The organism is Paraburkholderia sp. FW306-02-B, assembly GCF_058782725.1.
This window is the reverse complement of record NZ_JBYSXZ010000002.1, coordinates 1,129,253-1,149,012: the sequence shown is the minus strand read 5'-3', so window position 1 is coordinate 1,149,012 and position 19,760 is coordinate 1,129,253. Positions and strand designations below refer to the sequence as shown.

Annotated in this window: 22 protein-coding genes and 2 pseudogenes; 18 read left to right on the top strand and 6 right to left on the bottom strand. The window is 61.4% G+C overall.

The window, feature by feature from the left end; translation table 11 throughout:
* Positions 1-24 precede the first annotated feature (24 nt).
* The 4 genes from AC3WOG_RS26220 to AC3WOG_RS26205 are packed head-to-tail and all read left to right on the top strand — an operon-like array spanning position 25 to position 3,182.
* Positions 25-546 carry an arsenate reductase ArsC gene (locus tag AC3WOG_RS26220; RefSeq protein WP_492580784.1) on the top strand — a complete coding sequence of 174 codons (522 nt, stop codon included), beginning with the start codon at positions 25-27 and terminating at the stop codon, positions 544-546.
* A complete protein-coding gene (gene arsB / locus AC3WOG_RS26215) occupies positions 533-1,618 on the top strand; it encodes an ACR3 family arsenite efflux transporter (RefSeq protein ID WP_492580783.1) in 1,086 nt (361 codons plus the stop codon). Before AC3WOG_RS26220 ends, arsB begins: the two co-directional genes overlap by 14 nt.
* Entirely contained in the window at positions 1,593-2,162 is a 570-nt protein-coding gene (gene arsN2, locus AC3WOG_RS26210) for an arsenic resistance N-acetyltransferase ArsN2 (RefSeq protein ID WP_492580782.1), read from the top strand. The genes arsB and arsN2 overlap by 26 nt, the downstream gene beginning before the upstream one ends.
* 48 nt (positions 2,163-2,210) lie before the next feature.
* Positions 2,211-3,182: a hypothetical protein gene (locus AC3WOG_RS26205; RefSeq protein WP_492580781.1), complete on the top strand. Its 972-nt coding sequence runs from the start codon at positions 2,211-2,213 to the stop codon at positions 3,180-3,182.
* 96 nt (positions 3,183-3,278) lie between these two features.
* Here the strand turns inward: AC3WOG_RS26205 and AC3WOG_RS26200 are convergent, their stop codons facing one another.
* Positions 3,279-3,701, bottom strand: coding sequence for a winged helix-turn-helix transcriptional regulator (locus AC3WOG_RS26200; protein WP_492582454.1), 423 nt, complete (start codon positions 3,699-3,701; stop codon positions 3,279-3,281).
* Positions 3,702-3,832: 131 nt separating this feature from the next.
* Between AC3WOG_RS26200 and AC3WOG_RS26195 the strand changes: the two genes are divergently transcribed.
* Together AC3WOG_RS26195 and AC3WOG_RS26190 are read left to right on the top strand one after the other, a co-directional pair.
* Positions 3,833-4,063 (top strand): tautomerase family protein, encoded by a 231-nt coding sequence (locus AC3WOG_RS26195; RefSeq protein ID WP_492580780.1) that lies wholly within the window; start codon positions 3,833-3,835, stop codon positions 4,061-4,063.
* Between the two features lie 146 nt (positions 4,064-4,209).
* Positions 4,210-4,779, top strand: a complete 570-nt coding sequence (locus AC3WOG_RS26190) for a cysteine hydrolase family protein (RefSeq protein WP_492580779.1) — start codon at positions 4,210-4,212, stop codon at positions 4,777-4,779.
* 307 nt (positions 4,780-5,086) lie between these two features.
* Here the strand turns inward: AC3WOG_RS26190 and AC3WOG_RS26185 are convergent, their stop codons facing one another.
* Positions 5,087-5,596: a DUF1269 domain-containing protein gene (locus AC3WOG_RS26185; RefSeq protein WP_492580778.1), complete on the bottom strand. Its 510-nt coding sequence runs from the start codon at positions 5,594-5,596 to the stop codon at positions 5,087-5,089.
* Positions 5,597-5,748: 152 nt separating this feature from the next.
* On the opposite strand from AC3WOG_RS26185, the pseudogene AC3WOG_RS26180 reads away from it, so the two are divergent.
* The 6 genes and pseudogenes from AC3WOG_RS26180 to AC3WOG_RS26155 form a co-directional block, all read left to right on the top strand.
* A pseudogene (locus tag AC3WOG_RS26180) lies at positions 5,749-5,964 on the top strand (transposase); the annotation flags it as partial.
* A 439-nt stretch (positions 5,965-6,403) separates the two neighbouring features.
* Positions 6,404-7,552, top strand: a complete 1,149-nt coding sequence (locus tag AC3WOG_RS26175) for a c-type cytochrome (protein WP_492580777.1) — start codon at positions 6,404-6,406, stop codon at positions 7,550-7,552.
* A gap of 13 nt (positions 7,553-7,565) precedes the next feature.
* Positions 7,566-9,320 (top strand): cytochrome c oxidase subunit I, encoded by a 1,755-nt coding sequence (gene ctaD / locus AC3WOG_RS26170; RefSeq protein ID WP_492580776.1) that lies wholly within the window; start codon positions 7,566-7,568, stop codon positions 9,318-9,320.
* Positions 9,317-9,928 (top strand): cytochrome c oxidase subunit 3, encoded by a 612-nt coding sequence (locus AC3WOG_RS26165; RefSeq protein ID WP_492580775.1) that lies wholly within the window; start codon positions 9,317-9,319, stop codon positions 9,926-9,928. The genes ctaD and AC3WOG_RS26165 overlap by 4 nt, the downstream gene beginning before the upstream one ends.
* The gene (locus tag AC3WOG_RS26160) at positions 9,925-10,632 is read left to right on the top strand and encodes a heme-copper oxidase subunit III family protein (RefSeq protein WP_492580774.1); all 708 of its coding nucleotides are present in this window, start codon (positions 9,925-9,927) and stop codon (positions 10,630-10,632) included. Before AC3WOG_RS26165 ends, AC3WOG_RS26160 begins: the two co-directional genes overlap by 4 nt.
* An 8-nt stretch (positions 10,633-10,640) precedes the next feature.
* The gene (locus tag AC3WOG_RS26155; RefSeq protein WP_172167237.1) at positions 10,641-10,982 is read left to right on the top strand and encodes a cytochrome C oxidase subunit IV family protein; all 342 of its coding nucleotides are present in this window, start codon (positions 10,641-10,643) and stop codon (positions 10,980-10,982) included.
* A 19-nt stretch (positions 10,983-11,001) separates the two neighbouring features.
* On the opposite strand, the pseudogene AC3WOG_RS26150 reads toward AC3WOG_RS26155, so the two are convergent.
* The 3 genes and pseudogenes from AC3WOG_RS26150 to AC3WOG_RS26140 all read right to left on the bottom strand — a co-directional run.
* A pseudogene (locus tag AC3WOG_RS26150) lies at positions 11,002-11,106 on the bottom strand (PLP-dependent transferase); the annotation flags it as partial.
* A gap of 156 nt (positions 11,107-11,262) precedes the next feature.
* The gene (locus AC3WOG_RS26145; protein ID WP_492580773.1) at positions 11,263-11,820 is read right to left on the bottom strand and encodes a hypothetical protein; all 558 of its coding nucleotides are present in this window, start codon (positions 11,818-11,820) and stop codon (positions 11,263-11,265) included.
* Positions 11,821-11,915: 95 nt separating this feature from the next.
* Entirely contained in the window at positions 11,916-12,050 is a 135-nt protein-coding gene (locus AC3WOG_RS26140) for a hypothetical protein (protein ID WP_492580772.1), read from the bottom strand.
* A 927-nt stretch (positions 12,051-12,977) separates the two neighbouring features.
* Here AC3WOG_RS26140 and AC3WOG_RS26135 point away from each other — a divergent pair.
* Complete coding sequence (locus tag AC3WOG_RS26135; protein WP_492580771.1) at positions 12,978-13,499, top strand: hypothetical protein; 522 nt, start codon at positions 12,978-12,980, stop codon at positions 13,497-13,499.
* 85 nt (positions 13,500-13,584) lie between these two features.
* On the opposite strand, the gene AC3WOG_RS26130 is transcribed toward AC3WOG_RS26135, so the two are convergent.
* The gene (locus tag AC3WOG_RS26130) at positions 13,585-14,763 is read right to left on the bottom strand and encodes an acyltransferase family protein (RefSeq protein ID WP_492580770.1); all 1,179 of its coding nucleotides are present in this window, start codon (positions 14,761-14,763) and stop codon (positions 13,585-13,587) included.
* Positions 14,764-15,134: 371 nt separating this feature from the next.
* Here AC3WOG_RS26130 and AC3WOG_RS26125 point away from each other — a divergent pair, with 371 nt between their 5' ends.
* The 5 genes from AC3WOG_RS26125 to AC3WOG_RS26105 all read left to right on the top strand — a co-directional run bounded on the left by AC3WOG_RS26125 (position 15,135) and on the right by AC3WOG_RS26105 (position 19,405).
* A complete protein-coding gene (locus tag AC3WOG_RS26125; RefSeq protein WP_492580769.1) occupies positions 15,135-16,898 on the top strand; it encodes a SulP family inorganic anion transporter in 1,764 nt (587 codons plus the stop codon).
* A gap of 470 nt (positions 16,899-17,368) precedes the next feature.
* On the top strand, positions 17,369-17,926 hold the full coding sequence (locus AC3WOG_RS26120) for a UvrD-helicase domain-containing protein (protein WP_492580768.1): 558 nt from the start codon (positions 17,369-17,371) through the stop codon (positions 17,924-17,926).
* Positions 17,927-17,964: 38 nt separating this feature from the next.
* Positions 17,965-18,375, top strand: coding sequence for a hypothetical protein (locus tag AC3WOG_RS26115; RefSeq protein ID WP_492580767.1), 411 nt, complete (start codon positions 17,965-17,967; stop codon positions 18,373-18,375).
* A gap of 698 nt (positions 18,376-19,073) precedes the next feature.
* Positions 19,074-19,250 carry a hypothetical protein gene (locus AC3WOG_RS26110; RefSeq protein WP_492580766.1) on the top strand — a complete coding sequence of 59 codons (177 nt, stop codon included), beginning with the start codon at positions 19,074-19,076 and terminating at the stop codon, positions 19,248-19,250.
* Positions 19,247-19,405, top strand: a complete 159-nt coding sequence (locus AC3WOG_RS26105) for a hypothetical protein (protein ID WP_492580765.1) — start codon at positions 19,247-19,249, stop codon at positions 19,403-19,405. Before AC3WOG_RS26110 ends, AC3WOG_RS26105 begins: the two co-directional genes overlap by 4 nt.
* Positions 19,406-19,760: the final 355 nt, after the last annotated feature.

Genomic DNA, 19,760 nt, shown 5'->3' with positions numbered 1-19,760 from the left:
CATCGTGACCTTCCGGAGCCACCCGTGAGCGATAAACCTTACTCGATCCTCATTCTCTGCACGGGCAACAGCTCGCGCAGCGTTATGGCCGAAGCGATCTTCAACGTGCTGGGAAAGGGGAAGTTTCGGGCGTATAGCGCGGGCAGTCACCCTTCCGGCACCGTCAATCCGTTCGCGATTGAGCGGTGCAAAGCGCTCGGCTATGACACGTCGCAGTTACGTAGCAAGAGCTGGGATGAGTTCGCGACACCTCACGCCCCGCATATGGATTTCGTTATCACGGTCTGCGACGAAGCTGCGGGCGAAGTCTGTCCGATCTGGCCGGGCAAGCCGATGACGGCCCATTGGGGGTTTGAAGATCCGGCCGCTTTCGAGGGCAGCGACGAAGACAAGCGCAAGGTCTTCAGCAAAGTCTATCGGCAGATCATGAACCGGGCGAGTCAGTTCGTGAACCTGCCGCTGCACGTGCTGGACCATAACGCGATTCAGCGTGAGATGCGCGCCATCGGTGAGAAGCCCGCAGAGGAATCAAATGAGCAGCACTGATACGGCGTTCGGCGGCGCACGGCCGGCGATTGGATTTTTCGAACGTTACCTGACGGTCTGGGTCGCGCTCTGTATCGTGGGCGGCATCCTGTTCGGGCAGGTACTTCCTCAAGTCTTCCAGACGATCGGTCGCATGGAAGTGGCGCAGGTCAATCTCCCGGTCGGGGTGCTGATCTGGGTGATGATCATCCCAATGCTGGTCAAGATCGATTTTGCCGCGATGACCCAGGTTAAGAGCCAGTGGCGCGGCATCGGCGTCACGCTGTTCGTGAACTGGTTCGTTAAGCCGTTCTCGATGGCATTGCTCGGCTGGATCTTCATCCGCCACGTATTCGCGTCGTGGCTTCCCGCCGAGCAGCTCGACAGCTATATCGCGGGCCTGATCCTGCTGGCGGCCGCGCCCTGCACGGCGATGGTGTTCGTCTGGTCGCAACTCTGCAAGGGCGATCCGTATTTCACGCTATCGCAAGTGGCGCTCAACGACTCGATCATGATCGTGGCTTTCGCGCCGCTCGTCGCGCTTCTGCTCGGCCTGTCGGCCATCACGGTGCCGTGGGATACGCTGATCATCTCAGTTGGTCTGTACATCATTATCCCGGTCATCCTCGCGCAACTGCTGCGCCGGCGTTTGCTGGCCGAAGGTGAAGCGCATTTCCGGCAGGCTGTCGCTCGTCTCGGTCCGTATTCGATCAGCGCCCTGCTCGCGACCCTCGTGCTGCTCTTCGCCTTCCAGGGCCAGGCGATCGTCAAGGAGCCGCTAGTTATCGCCATGCTCGCGGTGCCAATCCTCATCCAGGTGTTTTTCAATTCCGGCCTTGCGTACCTGTTGAATCGCCGGCTCGGCGTCGCGCACTGTGTTGCGGGCCCGTCCAGTCTGATCGGCGCAAGCAATTTCTTCGAGCTTGCGGTGGCCACGGCAATCAGCCTGTTCGGCTTCCACTCCGGCGCGGCTCTGGCCACGGTGGTCGGCGTGCTGATCGAGGTACCTGTGATGCTGTTCGTTGTTGGTGTCGTCAACCGCTCGCAGCATTGGTACGAAGCAAAAAGTGGCACGAAAGGACAACAGGTATGAGCGTTACGAACTTCCCAGAAGCAATTCGGTAACCATCAACTCAAGTGCGAGTGAGCATGCAGCCATGAAGATAAGAACGGCCAGCGACGCTGACCTGCGCGAAATCCGAAAGCTTCTACGCGCCAATGGCTTATTGGTGGAGGACGTTTCAACGTCGCTCATCGACGGATTTCTGGTCGCGGAAGATGCGAGCGGATCCGTCATCGGCAGCATCGGACTTGAGCAACTCGGCTCCAGTGTGCTGTTGAGATCGCTTGCTGTCGCGTCACAGGTGCGCGGAACGGGCATCGCACGGGAACTGGTCGTACGGCTCGAAGACAAGGTGCGCTCTTGCGGCCAACTGGATGTCTGGCTACTGACAACGACTGCGGAGCATTTTTTTGAACGAGCCGGCTATGAGCGGGTAACCCGAAACGAAGTGCCAGGCGAAGTGCAGCTTTGCAGGCAATTCGCCATTCTGTGTCCTTCGACGGCTACCTGTATGCGAAAGCGGCTTCGCGCGATGCACGCCTCGTCCATCGTCGAACAGCCGCCATCGAACTGATTTCTGCCGTTCGACCTAAGCTTGTCAACGGCTCCTGTTGGCCGAACCTTGCCGATCGTCTGGCGATCGAACGGTGCTTGCCAGGAGCGGGCCGCACGCGGACACATTGCCTCCGTTCGGACCAACGTCACTACCCGTCCGCTTAAGCAGCGAACCGGCCTGAAACTTTTGACGCCGCCTCTTCTGGTGCTGGGTCGACGAGTGCCCTGGTTCGGCACGGTCTGTCAAGATGCGCACCGCCCCATCGAAGCGTTTGTGGCGAAAACACACACCGCATATTTTGCTCTGAATACCCCGCAAACGATTGCTTATACTCTGTGTACCTCTTTCTCCGAGGCGCATCGTATGCGGCAGGAATGGCTTGAATATCTCCAGCGACTTGGCTGGAACACTCCGATGATTTTGGCGCTGGCGTCAGGGGCAGTCGGCTCTGTCATAACGCTCGTGTGGATCTCAGCAAGGGATGCCATGGAGCGCAAGCGTCAGCGACGCGACACTGCATTGGAACTTGCGTTATCGCTGGAAAGCTACGCTCGAACCTGTCGGACAATGATGCATAAGGCCGCCTGGGCGACATCGGAGCCGGTCGGCCCTATGAGCCGCGAAGCCAGCCAGGGCGTGTCCATCCCCGTCTTTGCCTATCCGGACAAGCTTCAGTGGCACGTCCTGAGCCGCAAAGTTATCTCCGAGCTGCGCGAGTACCCGGCAACGGTGTACGCCGCTCGGGAGTATGTGGAAGCGTTCCGCGAATTCGGTGAGCCGATCGACGTTTGTGGCCAGGTTGAATACGAATGTGCAAAGGCTGCGATGGCAGCGTTAGCACTTGCTCGGACCACGCGCCGGCGGCACGGCGCCGCGACGTGGAAGCCGGGCGCCAAAGATTCAGCCATGGAGCGCGAACTGTCCGACTTCATCGCGAACGCTGAAGAAAAGCGCAAGGCGTCGCTCGAGCGTCGAACGGAGTCCACTGTTGGTCGGCGAGCTGACGCGCAACCGTTCAATCAGGCGCTACGCACCTGAAACCTGGACCAGACAAGCGGATATCAATCTGTCAGGCGCCTCATGACCCGGAGCGGACCGTCACCGTTGCGTAAAGCGGCCATTCGAAGTGCACAGCTACAAGCAAATCCGCAATGCGATATTTGACCCTGCAACAATGCGGCCATCCTCAGTCACAAAAGCGTTTTTCACCCGCCGCCCTGAAGCCTGCTCGACGAGGGAGACACGCCTCTGCGCTGACTGTAGATATGTCTGCCCCCAGTCCAACAGCATCAGCAACACTGGCCCGAGGCTTTGGCCCTTCTCCGTGAGAACGTATTCATTACGTTCGCGCTCTCCTGGTTCCCGGTACGGGCGCGGCATCAAAATGCCTGCATTCGTCAGGAGTTCAAGCCGACTGCTCAGCGCATGTTTTGACGCTCCAATGTCTTCGCGTATCGCGTCGAAGCGCGTCACTCCATAAAACGCCTCGCGAAGAATCAACAAGACCCAACGATCACCTAGTAGGTCGGCCGCACGCGCAAGACCGCATTCATTCACCGCAACGAGCGGGCGATTTCGCTGTCTCTCCGAGATTCGTGATGCTTCCTTTGACACACTCTATCCCCCAATGCTAATCTGGGTCTGATTTTCAGACTCAGATATTTTACTCAATTTCCTGGAGCGACGTTATGCCTTTTGTCCACGTACAGACGATCGACGGCATTCTTTCGGGGGACCAGAAAGCCGAGATGCTCAGGCGTATCACTGATTTGATGGTCGAAATCGAGGGGCGCGGTGACCCGTCATTTCGCTCTTCAGTGTGGGTGAGAATTGATGAGCATGCGCCGTCGCAATGGAGCATCGGTGGCATCATGCCAACGTCCGAAATGATCGCGTCAAAGTTCCCCTCAATCGCATAGGCGACGGCATTTCGGCCTGAGACCAAATGACCGTTCGTGGCCGCACCAAGCCGATCAGATGCCGCGCGTCCGGGCTCGCGGCAGACTTGCGGTAAAGTCCTGAATCGAATCGCTTCGCGACAACGTTCGCTCACGCAGAATCAAAAATGACTGCCTTGCTACGCCCGGCCGGCGCCCTCCTTTTGCTGGTGGATCTTCAGAAAGCAATAGACCACCCAAGCTGGGGGTGCAGAAACAACCCGCTTGCCGAGATTCAAATTGCACGTTTGCTCAGCCACTGGCGAAGCAATGACTGGCCGGTATGGCACATTCGGCACGACTCGACGGAACCCGGCTCGCATTATCGACCGGGCCAAGTTGGACATGACTTCAAGCCTGAGGCCGCTCCTGTCGCCGGCGAGCCTGTAATCCCGAAACGGACCAACAATGCCTTTATAGGTACGAATCTAGAAACGCAACTCCGCGTGCAAGGTCATGACACGCTAGTGATCGTCGGCGTCATCACCAATAATTCTGTCGAGGCGACGGTTCGTATGGCCGGCAACCTGGGCTTCTCAACCTACCTCGTAGCGGATTGCTGCTTCACGTTTGATCGAAGGGACTGGAACGGCAACCTGAGAAGCGCGGAAGACGTGCACGCGATGTCGCTTGCCAATCTAGACCCGGAATACTGCACCGTCATCACCGCCGAGACGTTGCTGGGCACGGACAAGTAAGCTGGTCCGCTTCCGATGTTGCGCCAGAAATTCAAGCAGATTCAGGCCCGCCTGCCATACGATCAAATTAGGCCGATTCTCGAAGTCGTAGTTATGGCTTTCAAACAAATGGCCGTGAGGGCCGATCAATGACGGCCGCTATCTACTGTTCGTCCACCGATTGAACGATCTAGCCTGTGATGTCGAACGTCTCATACTGGCCGATCACTGCCTCATGCGTTCGGCATCGATTGGCCGGCCTCTGCCTTTCTGCAATCGGCTGCAGTCGACCCAAAGGGGGCGCCGATGGCCTCGTCTCGACTGCTTCTCAGGGGAAGATCGGTGTCGTGGGCTCCGCGCCTTCGAGATAGGCCTTCGGAAAATGCTGCGCGACCCTCTGCTCGATCTCATGTTCACGCGATCCAGGCACGTCGGCCATGATCAAGAGCTGGCCGTCACGTATGGCGCCACGAAAGCGCTCGAGTCGTGCATTCGGTTCGTCGACGCCGATCATCGCGGCCGTCCAGGCCCCGAAGCCGGCACCTGCCAACGTCAATGCGACGACGGCTCCGCCCGCAATTGCGAGCTCCGCGGGAGGAAACACCAGTGCCACGAGGCCGAGAAGCGCGCCGGTCGCACCGCCGAGCGCCACGCCGCGTTCGAGCGAGTGCACGACGTCGCTGCTTTGCAGCAAGGATGCCTCGGGTAACTGTTCGAGTGCGACACTGTGATTCGCGAGGACATGGATATGTCGCCATGTGATCCGCGCCCGCAGCAAGTCGTCTACGATCGCCTTCGCCGTCGTCGTGTCAGGTACGAGGAAATAAAGACGTCTCATGTCGGCTCTCCATCAATCCAGCATTCCCCCAACGGGTCGATGCTGTTTATCGTACGCCTGCCGCAGGCAATCAGAGGGCGTAGGTGACCTGCCCTGGAATTTTCGGACCAGCTGAAACTTGAGAGAATGGCTTCCAACGGAGAATGGAAGTCATGAAGAAGAGCCGGTTTACCGACGAGCAGATGATCACGATCCTGCGTGAGGCAGACAAGGCGCCAGTCGCCGAGGTCGCAAAGAAGCACGGGATCAGCGAGCAGACGATCTACAACTGGCGGCAGCATTTCGGCGGTCTGGAGGCTGCCGATGTGAAGCGGCTCAAACAGCTCGAGCAGGAGAATGCGCGGCTGAAGAAAATGCTGGCGGAGCGGGGTTCCGGACTTGTTGGCAAACCTGCTGTTCGGTGCGGTCACCGCCATCGTCTACGGCATGCTGGAACGGCGCACGCAGGACGCGATGCACTGACGCGCCGTTTTTTCCCGCCGCGCCGATAGGGTCTGTTCACGTGTGCGACGTACGCACGCGTGAACAGACCCTAAACACCCGGCGCCCTCGGGAGACGGCCGCCTCGGCAACCAATGCTGGAGGCGGCCGTTTTGCATTGCATCGCAGCAAGTGACTCCTCCATTCGCGCGATCCGTATATGGGGGCACTTCCCCCTTGCGCTGCCTTGCACGATGCAGAGGAGAGGACTACCTTTGCTCTAGAGACGTGCCGGCGCAAACAGTACCGAAGTACGGCAAGGCGGCACAACGACGCCAGGAGCGTTTTGTTAGCGGCTCCAGCGAGTGACACGCAGCGAGGTGGCCTATGTCGCTTGCGATTACCCTGATCCTGATCATCGTATTGGCGGTGGGGTTTCACTTTGCCAGTCCCTGGTGGATCACGCCGATCGCCTCGAACTGGGTGCGCATGGACGACATGCTGACGATCACGATCGTCATTACCGGCGCGTTTTTTATCGCGATCAACCTGTTCATCGTGATCGCACTGGTGCGCTACCGCCACCGCAGGGGTCATCGCGCTGCTTACGAGCCGCACAACAAGCGGCTGGAATGGTGGCTGATCGGCCTGACCGCTGTCGGCGTGGCAGCGCTGTTGGCACCGGGGCTCTTCGTCTATGCGGATTACATACGGCCGCCGTCCAACGTGCTGCAGATGGAAGTGCTCGCCCAGCAATGGCAATGGCGCTTCCGCTTTGCCGGCCCCGGTGGCAAGCTGGGCACGACGGACGTGCGCTACATCAGCAACGACAACCCCTTCGGCCTGAACCCCGGCGACCCCAACGGCCGTGACAACTACCTGATCGAGACGCCCGAGGTGCACCTGCCGCTCAACCGGCCGATCCAGGTCCTGACACGGTCGCGCGACGTGCTGCACGACTTCTACGTACCGCCGTTCCGTGCGCGCATGAACATAGTGCCCGGCATGGTGACCACCTTCTGGTTTACGCCGACCAAGGCAGGGCGTTACGACATCCTGTGCGCGCAGCTTTGCGGTATCGGGCACTCCAACATGCGCGGCGTGGTGGTGGTGGAAGACGAAGCATCGTTCTCGCGCTGGCTGGCGCAGCAGAGCACGTTCGCGCAGCGGCAGCAGGCCAAGGTGCAGGCCGCACCCGCCGCTGCAGGCGGCAGCGCCCAGGCGCTCGCTGACCAGGGCAAGACGCTCGCAGAGGCCAAGGGCTGCATCGCCTGCCATACCGTGGACGGCAGTCCGCGCGTGGGCCCCACCTGGAAGGGCCTGTACGGCAAGACCGAAACGATGGCCGACGGCAGCACCGCGAAGGTGGACGAAGCCTATCTGCGCGCCTTCATCCGCGACCCGAAGGCCCGCGTCGTGAAGGGCTTCGCACCCATCATGCCGAACTTCGACCTGAGCGAGCAGGAGCTGACCGCGCTGGTGACCTACATCGAATCGCAAGGCGGCCCGGCCGCCAGCAGCGCAGCCCAACCCTAGCGGAGCAGACGCAATGTCCTACGCGCACACCGACCACGTCCCGCAAAGCTTCTGGACGCGCTATGTCTGGAGCCAGGACCACAAGGTCATCGCCGTGCAGTATTCGCTGACGGCCATCGCCGTCGGCCTGGTCGGCCTTGTGTTGTCGGACCTGATGCGGTTGCAGCTCGGCTTTCCGGGCAAGTTCAGTTTCATCGACGCCAACCACTACTACCAGTTCGTGACCATGCACGGGATGATCATGGTGATCTACCTGCTGACAGCGCTGTTTCTGGGCGGCTTCGGCAACTACCTGATCCCGCTGATGCTGGGCGCCCGCGACATGGTGTTCCCGTTTCTCAACATGCTGAGCTACTGGGTCTACCTGCTGGCCGTGCTGGTGCTGATGGCGAGCTTCTTCGTGCCAGGCGGGCCGACCGGCGCGGGCTGGACGCTGTATCCACCCCAGGCCATCCTGCCGGGCACGCCGGGCGTGGAATGGGGCATCGTGTTGATGCTGGTGTCGCTGGCGATCTTCATCGTCGCGACAACGATGGGCGGCTTGAATTACGTCACCACCACGCTGCAGGCGCGCACGCGCGGCATGACGCTCATGCGCATGCCGCTCACGGTGTGGGGCATCTTCGTGGCGACCATCATGGCGCTGCTGGCGTTTCCGGCGCTGTTCGTGTCGGCGGTGATGATGCTGCTCGACAAGACACTCGGCACCAGCTTCTTCATACCGGCCGTGGTGTCGATGGGGCAGACGCTCAAGCATGCCGGCGGCAGCCCGCTGCTGTTCCAGCACCTGTTCTGGTTCTTCGGGCATCCGGAGGTCTACATCGTCGCGCTGCCGGCCTTTGGCATCGTGTCGGACCTCATCGGCACGCACGCGCGCAAGAGCATCTTCGGCTACAGGATGATGGTGTGGGCCATCATCATCATCGGTGCGTTGAGCTTCGTGGTCTGGGCGCACCACATGTTCATCGCCGGCATGAATCCGTACTTCGGCTTCTTCTTTGCCACCACCACGCTCATCATCGCCGTCCCGACCGCCCTCAAAGTCTACAACTGGGTGCTGACGCTGTGGCGCGGCGATATCCACCTGACCGTGCCGATGCTGTTTGCCATCGGCTTCATCAGCACCTTCGTCCTGGGTGGGCTGACCGGGCTCTACCTCGGCAACGTGAGCGTGGACATTCCGCTGTCGAACACGTACTTCGTGGTGGCGCACTTCCATATGGTGATGGCCGTGTCGCCGATCCTTGTGGTGTTTGGCGGCATCTACCACTGGTATCCGAAGGTGACGGGCCGCATGCTCAACGACACGCTCGGGCGCGCGCACTTCTGGGTTACCTTCCTCGGCACCTATGCGATCTACTTCCCGATGCACTATCTCGGCATCCTGGGCATGCCGCGGCGGTATTACGCGTATGAGGGCTACAGCTTCATTCCACCTTCGGCGCAGACGCTCAACACCTTCATCACCGTCGTTGCGCTGATCGTTGGGGCGGCGCAGTTGCTGTTCTTGTACAACCTGGCGTGGAGCCTCGTGCGCGGCAAGCGTGCCGACAGCAACCCGTGGCGGGCCACCACGCTGGAATGGCAGACGCCGCAAACGCCGCCAGTGCACGGCAACTGGGGCGCCGCGCCGCCCGTCGTCTACCGCTGGGCGTACGAATACAGCCTGCCGGGGCACGAGGAAGACTTCGTCCCGCAAAACCAGCCGCCTGCGACGGCGCCTGAACCGGCCCACCCGGCACTTCAACCCGGCGAGGCACGCGAATGACCACACTGCCCCGCCCCTTCGTTCCTGACGCGCCACCTGTCTTGCCGAATGCGAGCCGCATCGGCCTGATCGTCTTCATGGCGGTGGCAACGACATTGTTTTCACTGCTGCTGCTCGCCTATGCAATGCGCATGCGCGAGCCCGACTGGCAGCCGATCCCGCATCCGGCGCTGCTGTGGTGGAACACCGGTGCGCTGGTGCTGGCAAGCATTGCCATGCAGCGTGCCCGGCAGATGACCTTGCACCGCGCGGCGTGGCTGGTGTCCAGCGGTGTGCTGGCGGCCGTGTTCGTGATCGGACAACTGACCGCCTGGCGCATGCTGTCGGCGGCCGGGCAGACCGTCACCGTCAATCCTTCCAATAGCTTCCTCTACCTGCTCACCGGCCTGCACGGGTTGCATGTGCTGGGCGGGCTGGTGGCCTGGGCGGTGACGATCGCGCGTCTCCAGCGCGGGGACCCCTTCCGGGCCCAGCGCGCCATCGCGCTGTGCGCCATCTACTGGCATTTCCTGCTGGCTGTCTGGCTCGTGCTGCTGGCGGCGATGTGGTGGATCACCCCTGGGTTCGTCGCCGCCATCTGCGGGCCGCTGTATGGAGCCGCGCCATGACCACGCCCACGCTCCCCACCGAATCCGCTGCCACCACGCCCACCGACGCCGGGGCTGACGGCTGGCGCGGCATCGTCACGGACTGGTCGGCCGACCGCGAAGCCTTCAAGGTGCCGTGGGGCAAGGCGATGATGTGGATCTTCCTGCTGTCGGACACCTTCATCTTCAGCAGCTTCCTGATCGGCTACATGACGGTGCGCATGTCGACCACGGTGCCGTGGCCTGACCCTTCCAAGGTGTTCGCGCTCACTGTGGGCGGCGTGGATGTGCCCTTGCTGCTGATCGCCATCATGACGTTCATCCTGATCAGCAGCAGCGGCACCATGGCGATGGCTGTCAACTTTGGCTACCGGCGCAACGCAAAGCGCGCCGCCGCACTGTTGCTGGCGACCGCGCTGCTGGGCGCGACCTTCGTGTCGATGCAGGCCTTCGAATGGACCAAGCTGATCGTCCATGAAGGTATCCGCCCCTGGGGCAACCCGATGGGCGCGGCGCAGTTTGGCGCGTGCTTCTTCATGATCACCGGGTTCCACGGCTTTCACGTGAGCTGCGGTGTGATCTACCTGCTGCTGATCGCACGCAAGATCCTGCAGCCGGGGTTCACCGAGCACGGCAACTTCCAGATCGTCGAGATTGCCGGCTTGTACTGGCACTTCGTCGACCTGGTGTGGGTGTTCATCTTTGCGCTGTTCTATTTGTGGTAACGCAGACCATGGACCACACCGATCCCGCCCATCGACCCGACGCCGCGCACGGCCAGCAGCATCCGATCGGCATCTACCTGAAGATCTGGGGCCTGCTGTTCGTACTGAGCACGATGTCGTACATGGTGGATTACTTCCACGTGCAGGGCCTGCTGCGCTGGGCGCTGATCGTCGTGCTCATGATCGCCAAGGCCGGGCTGATCGTGTCGATTTTCATGCACATGATGTGGGAGCGGCTGGCGCTGGTGTACGCCATCCTGATACCGCCCCTGTGCCTGCTGGTGCTGCTGGTGCTGATGGCTGCCGAAGCGCATCACACCTTCGGCATGCGGGAACTCTTCTTCCACTGACCCCTTCGCCGACCGTTCCTCAGGCGACGGCCGTTGCGTCCAGCGCCTGGGTGAAATCAGTCAGCAGGTCGGCTTCGTCTTCAATGCCGACCGGGACGCGCACCAGCGAATCGGCAATGCCCATCGGGAGTGCATACTTTCACGCAGCAGCGGGGTTCATGGATCTATCCGCATGGGGCGTGCCTGGAACGCACCGCTCTGAATACAAAACGACCCGACAAATGTCGGGCCGTTTTTGTTTCCTGGCTCGCTGAAAATCTCAGCAAAAAACACCTTCAAATCAGGCGTGCTTCTCACTGAATTCGTTGAGCGGCACAGGCTGCCTGAGCGGATCGAAGTCGGCCCACCGCCCTTGTTGCCAGCGGCCGGTCGCGCGTTCGATCGCCGCGCCTCCCGCATCGCGCAGCACCCGTGCGGCGTCCGACTGGCTGTCCGGCGACACGTGTACGGCCACCAGCACGCCGGAATCACGGGTTTCTTCGTTGCTGGCTTCACGCGTGCGCACCATCGCGCCGACCAATGAACCGACATACGCACTCACCCCGGCCGCGATCAGCGACACGATAAGCGGCGCCGAAAACGCCGCGAAGATCCCGACGCCGACCACGGCGCCAACCGCTGCGCCAATCGTGATGCCTATCTCGGCACCCTTCGGCGCCTCCCTCGCGTTTGCGTCGGCGCTGGTATCGCCGCCGGGCCGAAAACGTGCGTGCTGGCCGGGCGGATTGACGAAAAACAGGGTGACGTCCTCCTCGACGAAACCGGCATTGAAGAGCCGTTGCGCCGCGTCTTCAGCGGCGGGGAATGTCGTAAAGCGTGCTGCGACGATGAGTGACATGTGGCCTCCTTCCATCGTTGTCTAGCGGTTGCAGACTATGCCGCCCCACCTCACCCGCGCCGAGGCACAGGTGCATGCGGTGGCACGCGCCGGGACTATGCCGTGGTGCCGCGGTCGGGTTCCATGCCGTCCACTCTGAACAGTCCGCTATGTAACACTACGCCTTTGCCGCCGTTCTGGTCGAGCGCTTCCGCGCGCACCATCGGCCGGATAGCGTCCGATGATGCCATGCGTGCAGGCGCGGCCGGGCATCGCGCCCGAATGCGCGCCTTTCAACCGGCTGCTCGATCGTCAATTGGGGTCGCTAGCGATGGCCTTGAAGGCCAGCGTCCGCGCGATACATTTCGCGCTGCGCCCGGTGTGTTGCCGGAGGCGAATCTCCCACCTGCGAGAGGTACGTCTGTTCGGTAGCGCTCCACGCCCGTCGTTCGAAGGGTCATGCCGTTTTCCTGTTCTTCACAGGATTGATCGTGTGGCCGGTGTGCGAAGCGGGTATAACACGCGGCTACCGTTCGGTCGCGCTCGACGGGCCACGTCAGCAGTCTGCGGTTTCGCTGAAGGCAGCCAGATACTGGGCTTGGGGCGGTACGTCCTGCGTCTCCGATAGAAGTAAGATGGTGGTTGCCGGTCACGTCAGCATAGGAGGAAATCATGCCCTCAGACCCGACCACACGACCGATTCACCAGCCCGGGCTTCCGGACCACCCCGTCCACGGCGTTACGCCAGGCACCAGGTCACCGGCGCCGAAAGCCACGCCGGGCACTCCGGGTGATGTTCCTGATGCAGCGGAAGCTGAACCGGTCCCGCACGAGCATCTACCGAGCAGGTCAGACGACAATTGAGCGACCTGCGTGTTTAACCCGAGGCCGCCCGGATGTGTTCCGCGGGGCCGACCTGGAGCGACGGCATCGACCGGAGATCAGTGCGGCACGCCGTATAAACCGTGTACCGCCTCAGCCGGGTTTAGCCCCGCGTTATACAGGCCCCGCGCACGCTCAATCAGTTCACCGTTGGCTCCATACATCACGCCACGTCGTCGCCAGAACGAGGATCATCCGTCGGGGTGGCGATAGCCATGCGGCGCTATCAGTCTCGCGAGTTGGAGGACTAGAATGAATTATTCGAATCAATCGGGAGAAAAATTGTGCAACTTCACATGGATTCCCACCATTTCACACACGGCCAGCCCGACTGGCGGGCAGCCGTGCTGGCAGGCGTCATCGCGGGCGCTGTGTTCCTGGCGTTAGGGGTTATCCTGATGGCACTGACGACGGGCGGAAGTCTGCTGGAGCCCCCACGCATGGTCGCCGCGATCATTCTGGGACGAGGCGCATTGCAATCGCCGCAAGCATTCTCAATTGGCATCGTGCTCGCGGCCTTTGTGGTGCATTTTGCCCTTGCCATCGGATTGGCGCTTATCCTCGGTCTGATCATGACGTCATTCAACCTTGACTCGAGCATGGGAATGGCTTCACTGGCGGGTGGCGCTTTCGCTGCAGCCGTTTACCTGATTAATTTCTACGGCATGACACGGTTTTTTCCGTGGTTCGCAGAAGCGCGCAACTGGGCCAGCCTGTTCGTTCACATCGTCTTCGGTATCGTGACGGCGAACCTGTACATGAGACTGGAGCGCAACACATCCCGCAGGGTCAAGGCGGACGCGGGCGGCCCGTCGTAGTCCGGTGCCCTGCTGATCGACCGGTCTCCAGAGCAGATAAGGCTCGCTGCGCAACAACATGAGCACCTCGTCGAGATCGTCACGCTCAGCCACTCCGGTGAAAGCGCCGGTCGACATGTGCGAGGATGCTGCGCGATAGACGCGTCGCGCGTCCCTGAATCATCCGGTCGGAGACGCGTGAGAGCACATACGACGCGGCGAGCACCGCCAGCACCGTCGCGACGAAGAGCACGAGCGACGTCTCCCGGCCGCTCTGCCCGAACACGCGCTCGAAAAAGTGCAACGTCACGTAGACGCAGATGAAGTGCCACAGGTAGATACCGTAGCTTTCGCGGCCCAGCGCGTCGGCACAGCGACGCATGTACGCCCCGCGAGCATCGTCGCCCGGCGCGGGGCGGCTGCGCGAGCAGACGAATAACAGAAACGCGACTGCGCTGCACGCGGCGAAGACCGGCGCGAGTTCATGTGCTTTCGCGAGCCACACACCAAGCGCCGCCGTCGCGAGCGCGAAACCTGAGGCGAGCGAAAAAATCAGCCACGCTGTGCGCCACGTCACGCTGGATGCGCCCGTTAGATGCGACCGGAACGCGTACCACGCCCACATTCCAACGATGAAGCATGGCCCTTGTACTGGCGGCCAGAAATAGCTGAACGAGTTGTTCGTCACATGACAGTCGAGCGTGCCGTGACAGTCGCCGATCGACAACGCGATGACCGACAGTGCCAGCAACAAAGCTGTCGCGATCAGTAACCGCGTGCGGTTCATCGCGACGAAAAACAGCAGCGGCGCGATCAGATAGAACAGCATCTCGACACCGATCGACCACCCTCCCGGCACCACGTTGTTGATCGCGGTCGGCGACAGCGCGTGCAGAAACAGCACGTTGAGCAGGATATCCGTTGCGCCGTGGGCGCCGAGCACCCATGCGGGTTCGTAGCCTGACTGTGTCGCGCCGTAACTGATCAGTCCATACACGGCGATTGCGGCGTAATACATTGGGGCAATGCGAAAGAAACGCTTGATATAGAAACGCAATGTGACGTGCCGTGCACCCGCGCAACGCCCGTGGTCTGCTTCAAGCGTCATGAAGATCGTGATCGCGCTGATCACGAAGAACAGCTGCACGCCGTATTGGCCCATGCGCGCCAGCAGCGTGACGCTGTGAGGCAGATTGGGAAACTGGAACGACAGGTGTACTGCAACGACACCGACGATCGCGAGCGCCCGGCCACCGTCGAGCGCGGCAACACGTCCTTTTTCCATCGATACGTCCTCCTCGCGGTTCGTGCCGCCCGATCAGGCGGCTGCGAGCTTCGTGGACAAGGCGCGGTTCGCGGAAGTTCCTACTTTTTTGCTACAGGATGGCTGTGGACCGCGACACGCGCGATTCGATCGGTGGTGCCGCGACGCATCGCCGTGAATGTCGTTGATCTGCATCCACTCGGCGTGATGCAGCTTCCAACCCAACCGCGACGATCGGTTCATGCGATCATCAGCAATGGCTCGACCAACCGTTCGCATCCGATTTCATTTTCCTCGCCGGGGACCCGAAGCCGTGCTTCGCGGTTGCGGGGTGGATCACTGCGAGCCGCATTTCCGATCACCAGCCGCTCTGGTTCGACCTGCGCTGCCCCGTGAAACCAGACACCAGTAAGCCCGAGCGGCCATCGAATCACGCCGGGCGTATCGTATCGCGCTGGGTCAACGGGCTTGCTGTGGCACGGAACTACCGGCTTGCATGGCTGCCCCACGACGCGATCGCGGGCCTCAGCCTGAGCGCCGTCCTCGTGCCTGCGGGAATGGCCTACGCGGAAGCCGCCGGGTTGCCGGCCGTATCCGGGCTCTATGCATCGTTCGCGGCGCTGCTTGCCTACGCCCTTTTCGGCCCGAGCCGGATCCTCGTGCTGGGTCCGGACTCCGCGCTGGTCGCGCTGATCGCCGCGAGCGTCGCGCCGCTTGCGCACGGCAATACGGAGCACGCGCTCGCCCTCGCGGGCGGCCTTGCTCTACTGTCCGGCGCGATCTGCATGGTGGTCGGCATGCTTAAGCTGGGCTTCGTCACCGAACTGCTGTCGTTGCCGATCCGCTACGGCTATCTCAACGGCATCGTGCTGACGATCGTACTCGGACAAACACCCAAGTTGCTGGGCTTCCAGGTGCACGGCGCTTCATTTCCGCAGCAGGTGCGCGAACTCGTGAGCGGCGTCGTCGCGGGCAAGACCAATGAACTGGCCGTTACGATCGGCGTCGCGGCGCTCGTCGTGATCCTGGGCTGCAGGCGCTACTTGCCAAAGGTGCCCGGCGTGCTCATTGCGGTCGCGGGTGCGTCAGTAGCGGTCGCCGCGCTGGATCTCGCAAAGCGCTTCGGGATTGCGGTCGTCGGCAACGTGCCGCAAGGGCTGCCGGCGCTGCGCATTCCGGCGCTCGCACTCAACGAATGGGCGGCGCTTCTCGGCGGTGCTGCCGCCGTCGCGCTCGTTTCGTTCACCGATATCAGCATCCTGTCGCGCACCTATGAGGCGCGCAGCGGGGAAGCAGTCGATCGCAACCAGGAATTCGTCGCGCTTGGGCTCGCGAACATCGCGGCGGGCATCGCGCATGGGTTCGCCGTGAGCGCGAGCGGTTCGCGCACACCGGTCGCGGAGGCGGCGGGGGCGAAGACGCAGGCGACGGGTGTCGTCGCCGCGTTGACCGTCGCGGGGCTGTTGCTGTTCACTCCACAGGCACTGCGTAACACACCGCAGGCAGCACTTGCCGCGGTCGTTATCGCCGCCTGTCTCGGGCTGCTCGAGGTGCGCGGCGTGTGGCGGCTTTATCGACTCAGGCCGAGCGAGTTCGTGCAATCGATCGTTTGTCTGGTCGGTGTCGCGATGATCGGCGTCGTGAACGGCATCGGCGTTGCGCTTGCGCTCGCGGTTCTCGGCTTCCTGTGGCGCGGGTGGCGTCCGTATTGCGCTGTGCTTGGTCGCGTCGATCATATGAAGGGCTATCACGATGCCGCCCGCCATCCGGAAGCCCGCCGCATTCCCGGGCTCGTCCTGCTGCGATGGGATGCGCCGCTTTTCTTCGCAAACACGGAGATTTTTCGCGAGCGCATGCTGCAGGCAGTGCGCGAAGCGCCGACGAAAACCGCGTGGATCGTGATCGCAGCTGAGCCGGTGACAGACGTTGACCTCAGCGCCGCCGATTCGCTCGCCCGACTCCATGACGAACTGCTTGCATTGAACGTGACGCTATGCTTCGCGGAGCTGAAGGGGCCTGTGAAGGACAGCCTGAAGCATTACGGCCTGTTCGAGATGATCGGCGAGCAACACTTCTTTCCTACTGTCGGGCAGGCGGTGAACCGCTATCTGGAGTCGCATCCGGTCGGTTGGCACGACTGGGAAGATGAGGCGTAGGCGTGCCGCATTACCAAGGCAGCGTGGTATTTATTCTGGTGTACATGGGACGGCGTTGTCACATTATTGACCTTTCCGTAAATCATGAGATTAGCTGTATTAGCCTGAATAAGGGACCGCTCGATCCGGGAGCACAAACTTACTGGTGCCGGATTGAATACGCGTCATTGTGGGAAAAGCGGGCGTAACTGGCTGTACAAGGTCCGGAACGATGCCAGCCGCCGCCACAGTGTCGAATGCCGGTCAGCGTCAGGATAGAACTCCTCCAACACCAGCGGCGTACGGATTACGACAGAGAAATCGCCGTCAGCCGCTAGCCACCCGAGACGGGCGGCGCCAAGCGCAGCGACGGACTGGGCAGGTTCTGCCGCTCGGCGCAGCTGCGGCCGGAGGCTTCCCACATCCCTGTCGACGAAAAGGTACATGAAAATGCGGCCGACTGGCTGCGCGAATCGTTGCTTCCCTGCGTAGTGCGCCTGTGGAATGAAAGCACTGCCCCCCGCGGGCGCAGCGTCATTGCGCCGGACGTCTATCCAAAAGTCTGGGCGCAGACCGAACCGCGTATCGATGCGGACTTCATCCTGTTCGACGAGGCGCAGGACAGCGATGGCGTCATGCTCTCGGTGCTTGGCCTCCAGCGCCACGCGCAGATCATCTACGTCGGCGACCCCTACCAGCAAATCTATGAATGGCGCGGCGCAGTCAATGCAATGGCCCAGATCGACGCGCCCGAGCGTACGCTAACCGAATCCTTCCGCTTCGGACCCGTGGTCGCTGCGCTCGCCAGCCGTATTCTGGGATTGCTTCACGAGCGCACACCCATTCGCGGTCAGGACACAATCGGTTCGATTTTGGTGGACGACCCTAATGTCTCTCCGCCCGTCGACGCCATTTTGTGTCGAAAGAACGTGACGGCCATCTGGCAACTGGCCGCGGGCGTCGAAGCCGGTTATAAGCCGGCGATCCGGATGAATCCCACAGAGATTGTGGCGTGTGGTGAACGGCGTCGATCGCGGCGCTGGCACTAAACTATTAGTGTCGGTATCGTCCGAGGAGGTGTCCATCGATGGCAATCGAAGTCAAGGATCCCAACTACGAGCTCGGCGAGAAAGCGACATATGTCACCGTCAACGGCGTCAAGTATGCGGTCGTGCGCGCGGACGCCTGGTTCGACCAGATCGGGTCCGGGAACGCCCCTGCGCGGTGTGGCAAATCGCTGTCGGTTCCGCTGGGGGACGTAATCAAGGGCAGTGGAAAATTTTACGGCGTGAAAACTGTCAAGCTCGCCCTCAACCCGGTCCATCCGGCCTATCACGCAGCGGTGCACAGGGCGACTTACTACCCTGCAGATCATGTGACGTTCACGGCCGTTTCCAGGAAGAAGCTGCGCCCTAGCAGTTCGGCGCATAGCAAAACCGGCCGTGTCGGGCGTGGCAAGGTCGGCGTGGGCGGCATGCGTACCAAGTCGCACGGCTGACGGCGCGCGGGTCGAGTCGCATCCTCTCCAGTTCGAGGAACTAGCGGGACGCGTCCCGCATTTCTTTGGTCGCCCTCGCCTTGTCCTTCCGCCAGCTTAGGAAGTTAGTCACCGCAGCCACGATGAACGTGACGATAGTGGAGGCCGACGACGCAATGAGTGTCTTTTCCTCAGTATCTAGCGAGGGCGTTGTCGGTTGGGATTGGGAAGCGGATGAGAATGGGACTGCCGGGGCGCTTCCCGACAAGGCTTGTGATGCGCTTTTCAACTGCACGACGGTTACTTGCGGCAGTTGGTTCACCGACATGTAACGCACGAAAAGGGCGGCTGTTATGCAAAAAAAGCCCACAAAGAGACCAAGGAATAACCGACAAAACAGCTCGACCCTAGTGGAGTTTGCCACGCCTGCCTCCGTCTTCGTCGACGGTTGCCGCACCCTTATATTGCGCCAGAATCTCGCGCTCCGCGAGTCGACGTTGGAAGGCGATGCGAACCTCGTTCTCCCTGTCCGCAGGCGCGATCTACGTGGCTTGCGAATACTTCGAAATTCGCTGCTGCGATGGCACCGGTGCACTGAACTGTTCCCGAGCCACGTTGCCTAATTTTCGCGATCTTCGCTGAATTGCCCCGTCCGGCACGAGCAGGCGGCGCTGCGGTTTAAATAACCCGGTGTCGGAAGAAACCATGAGTGGATCACCATGCGAAAACTCACCCCCGCCGGCCAGCAATTGATCGAAGAAGTAGCCCAGCGACATGGGTTCAGCACGGATGCCGTGATGAGCATGCTGGAGTCCGTGATTCGCGGTAACGGCAGCATGGCCCAGTTCAATCACCCCGAATTTGGTGGCTCCGGCCAGAGGATGCAGGGGGAATGACCATGGTCTCCGGCATGTTCAACAACTACCTGAAAGGCCGGGTCGATGGGCTCTGTTCCGAGCTTTCCCGCCTGATGGCAAATCAGCCCGACCTTATTCGCGGCGGCAGCTTCCAGTCGCAGAGCCAGGGTACTCAGCAGCCGCGCAAAGCGTGACTCATCGCCCCCTCCGATCCATCAGTATTCCGCAGAAACTGGCGACGCTTCACGCATTGCCTTTCCCTGTCGCCGACCGGTTGTCCACAACTTGGGCCGCCGACGGTCGGGTCATCTTCTTCCTGCCATGGACCTTATTGCGGGTATGAAAGCAGTGGGGCAGAGCCCGGTTCTGCCGTCGAAAGCGCACGTTGATTTGAGGCGCCATGCTTCTACAAGCACATACATGCTCTGACCGATCTTCTGCATGCCCCATGCCACGTCAATAGAGGTGGGAACGCCGCGTGACTAACTGGCATCCGTAATGAATTTTTCACACAAATGAGGCTGCCGCGACCTAGTGTGTTTCTGCAGG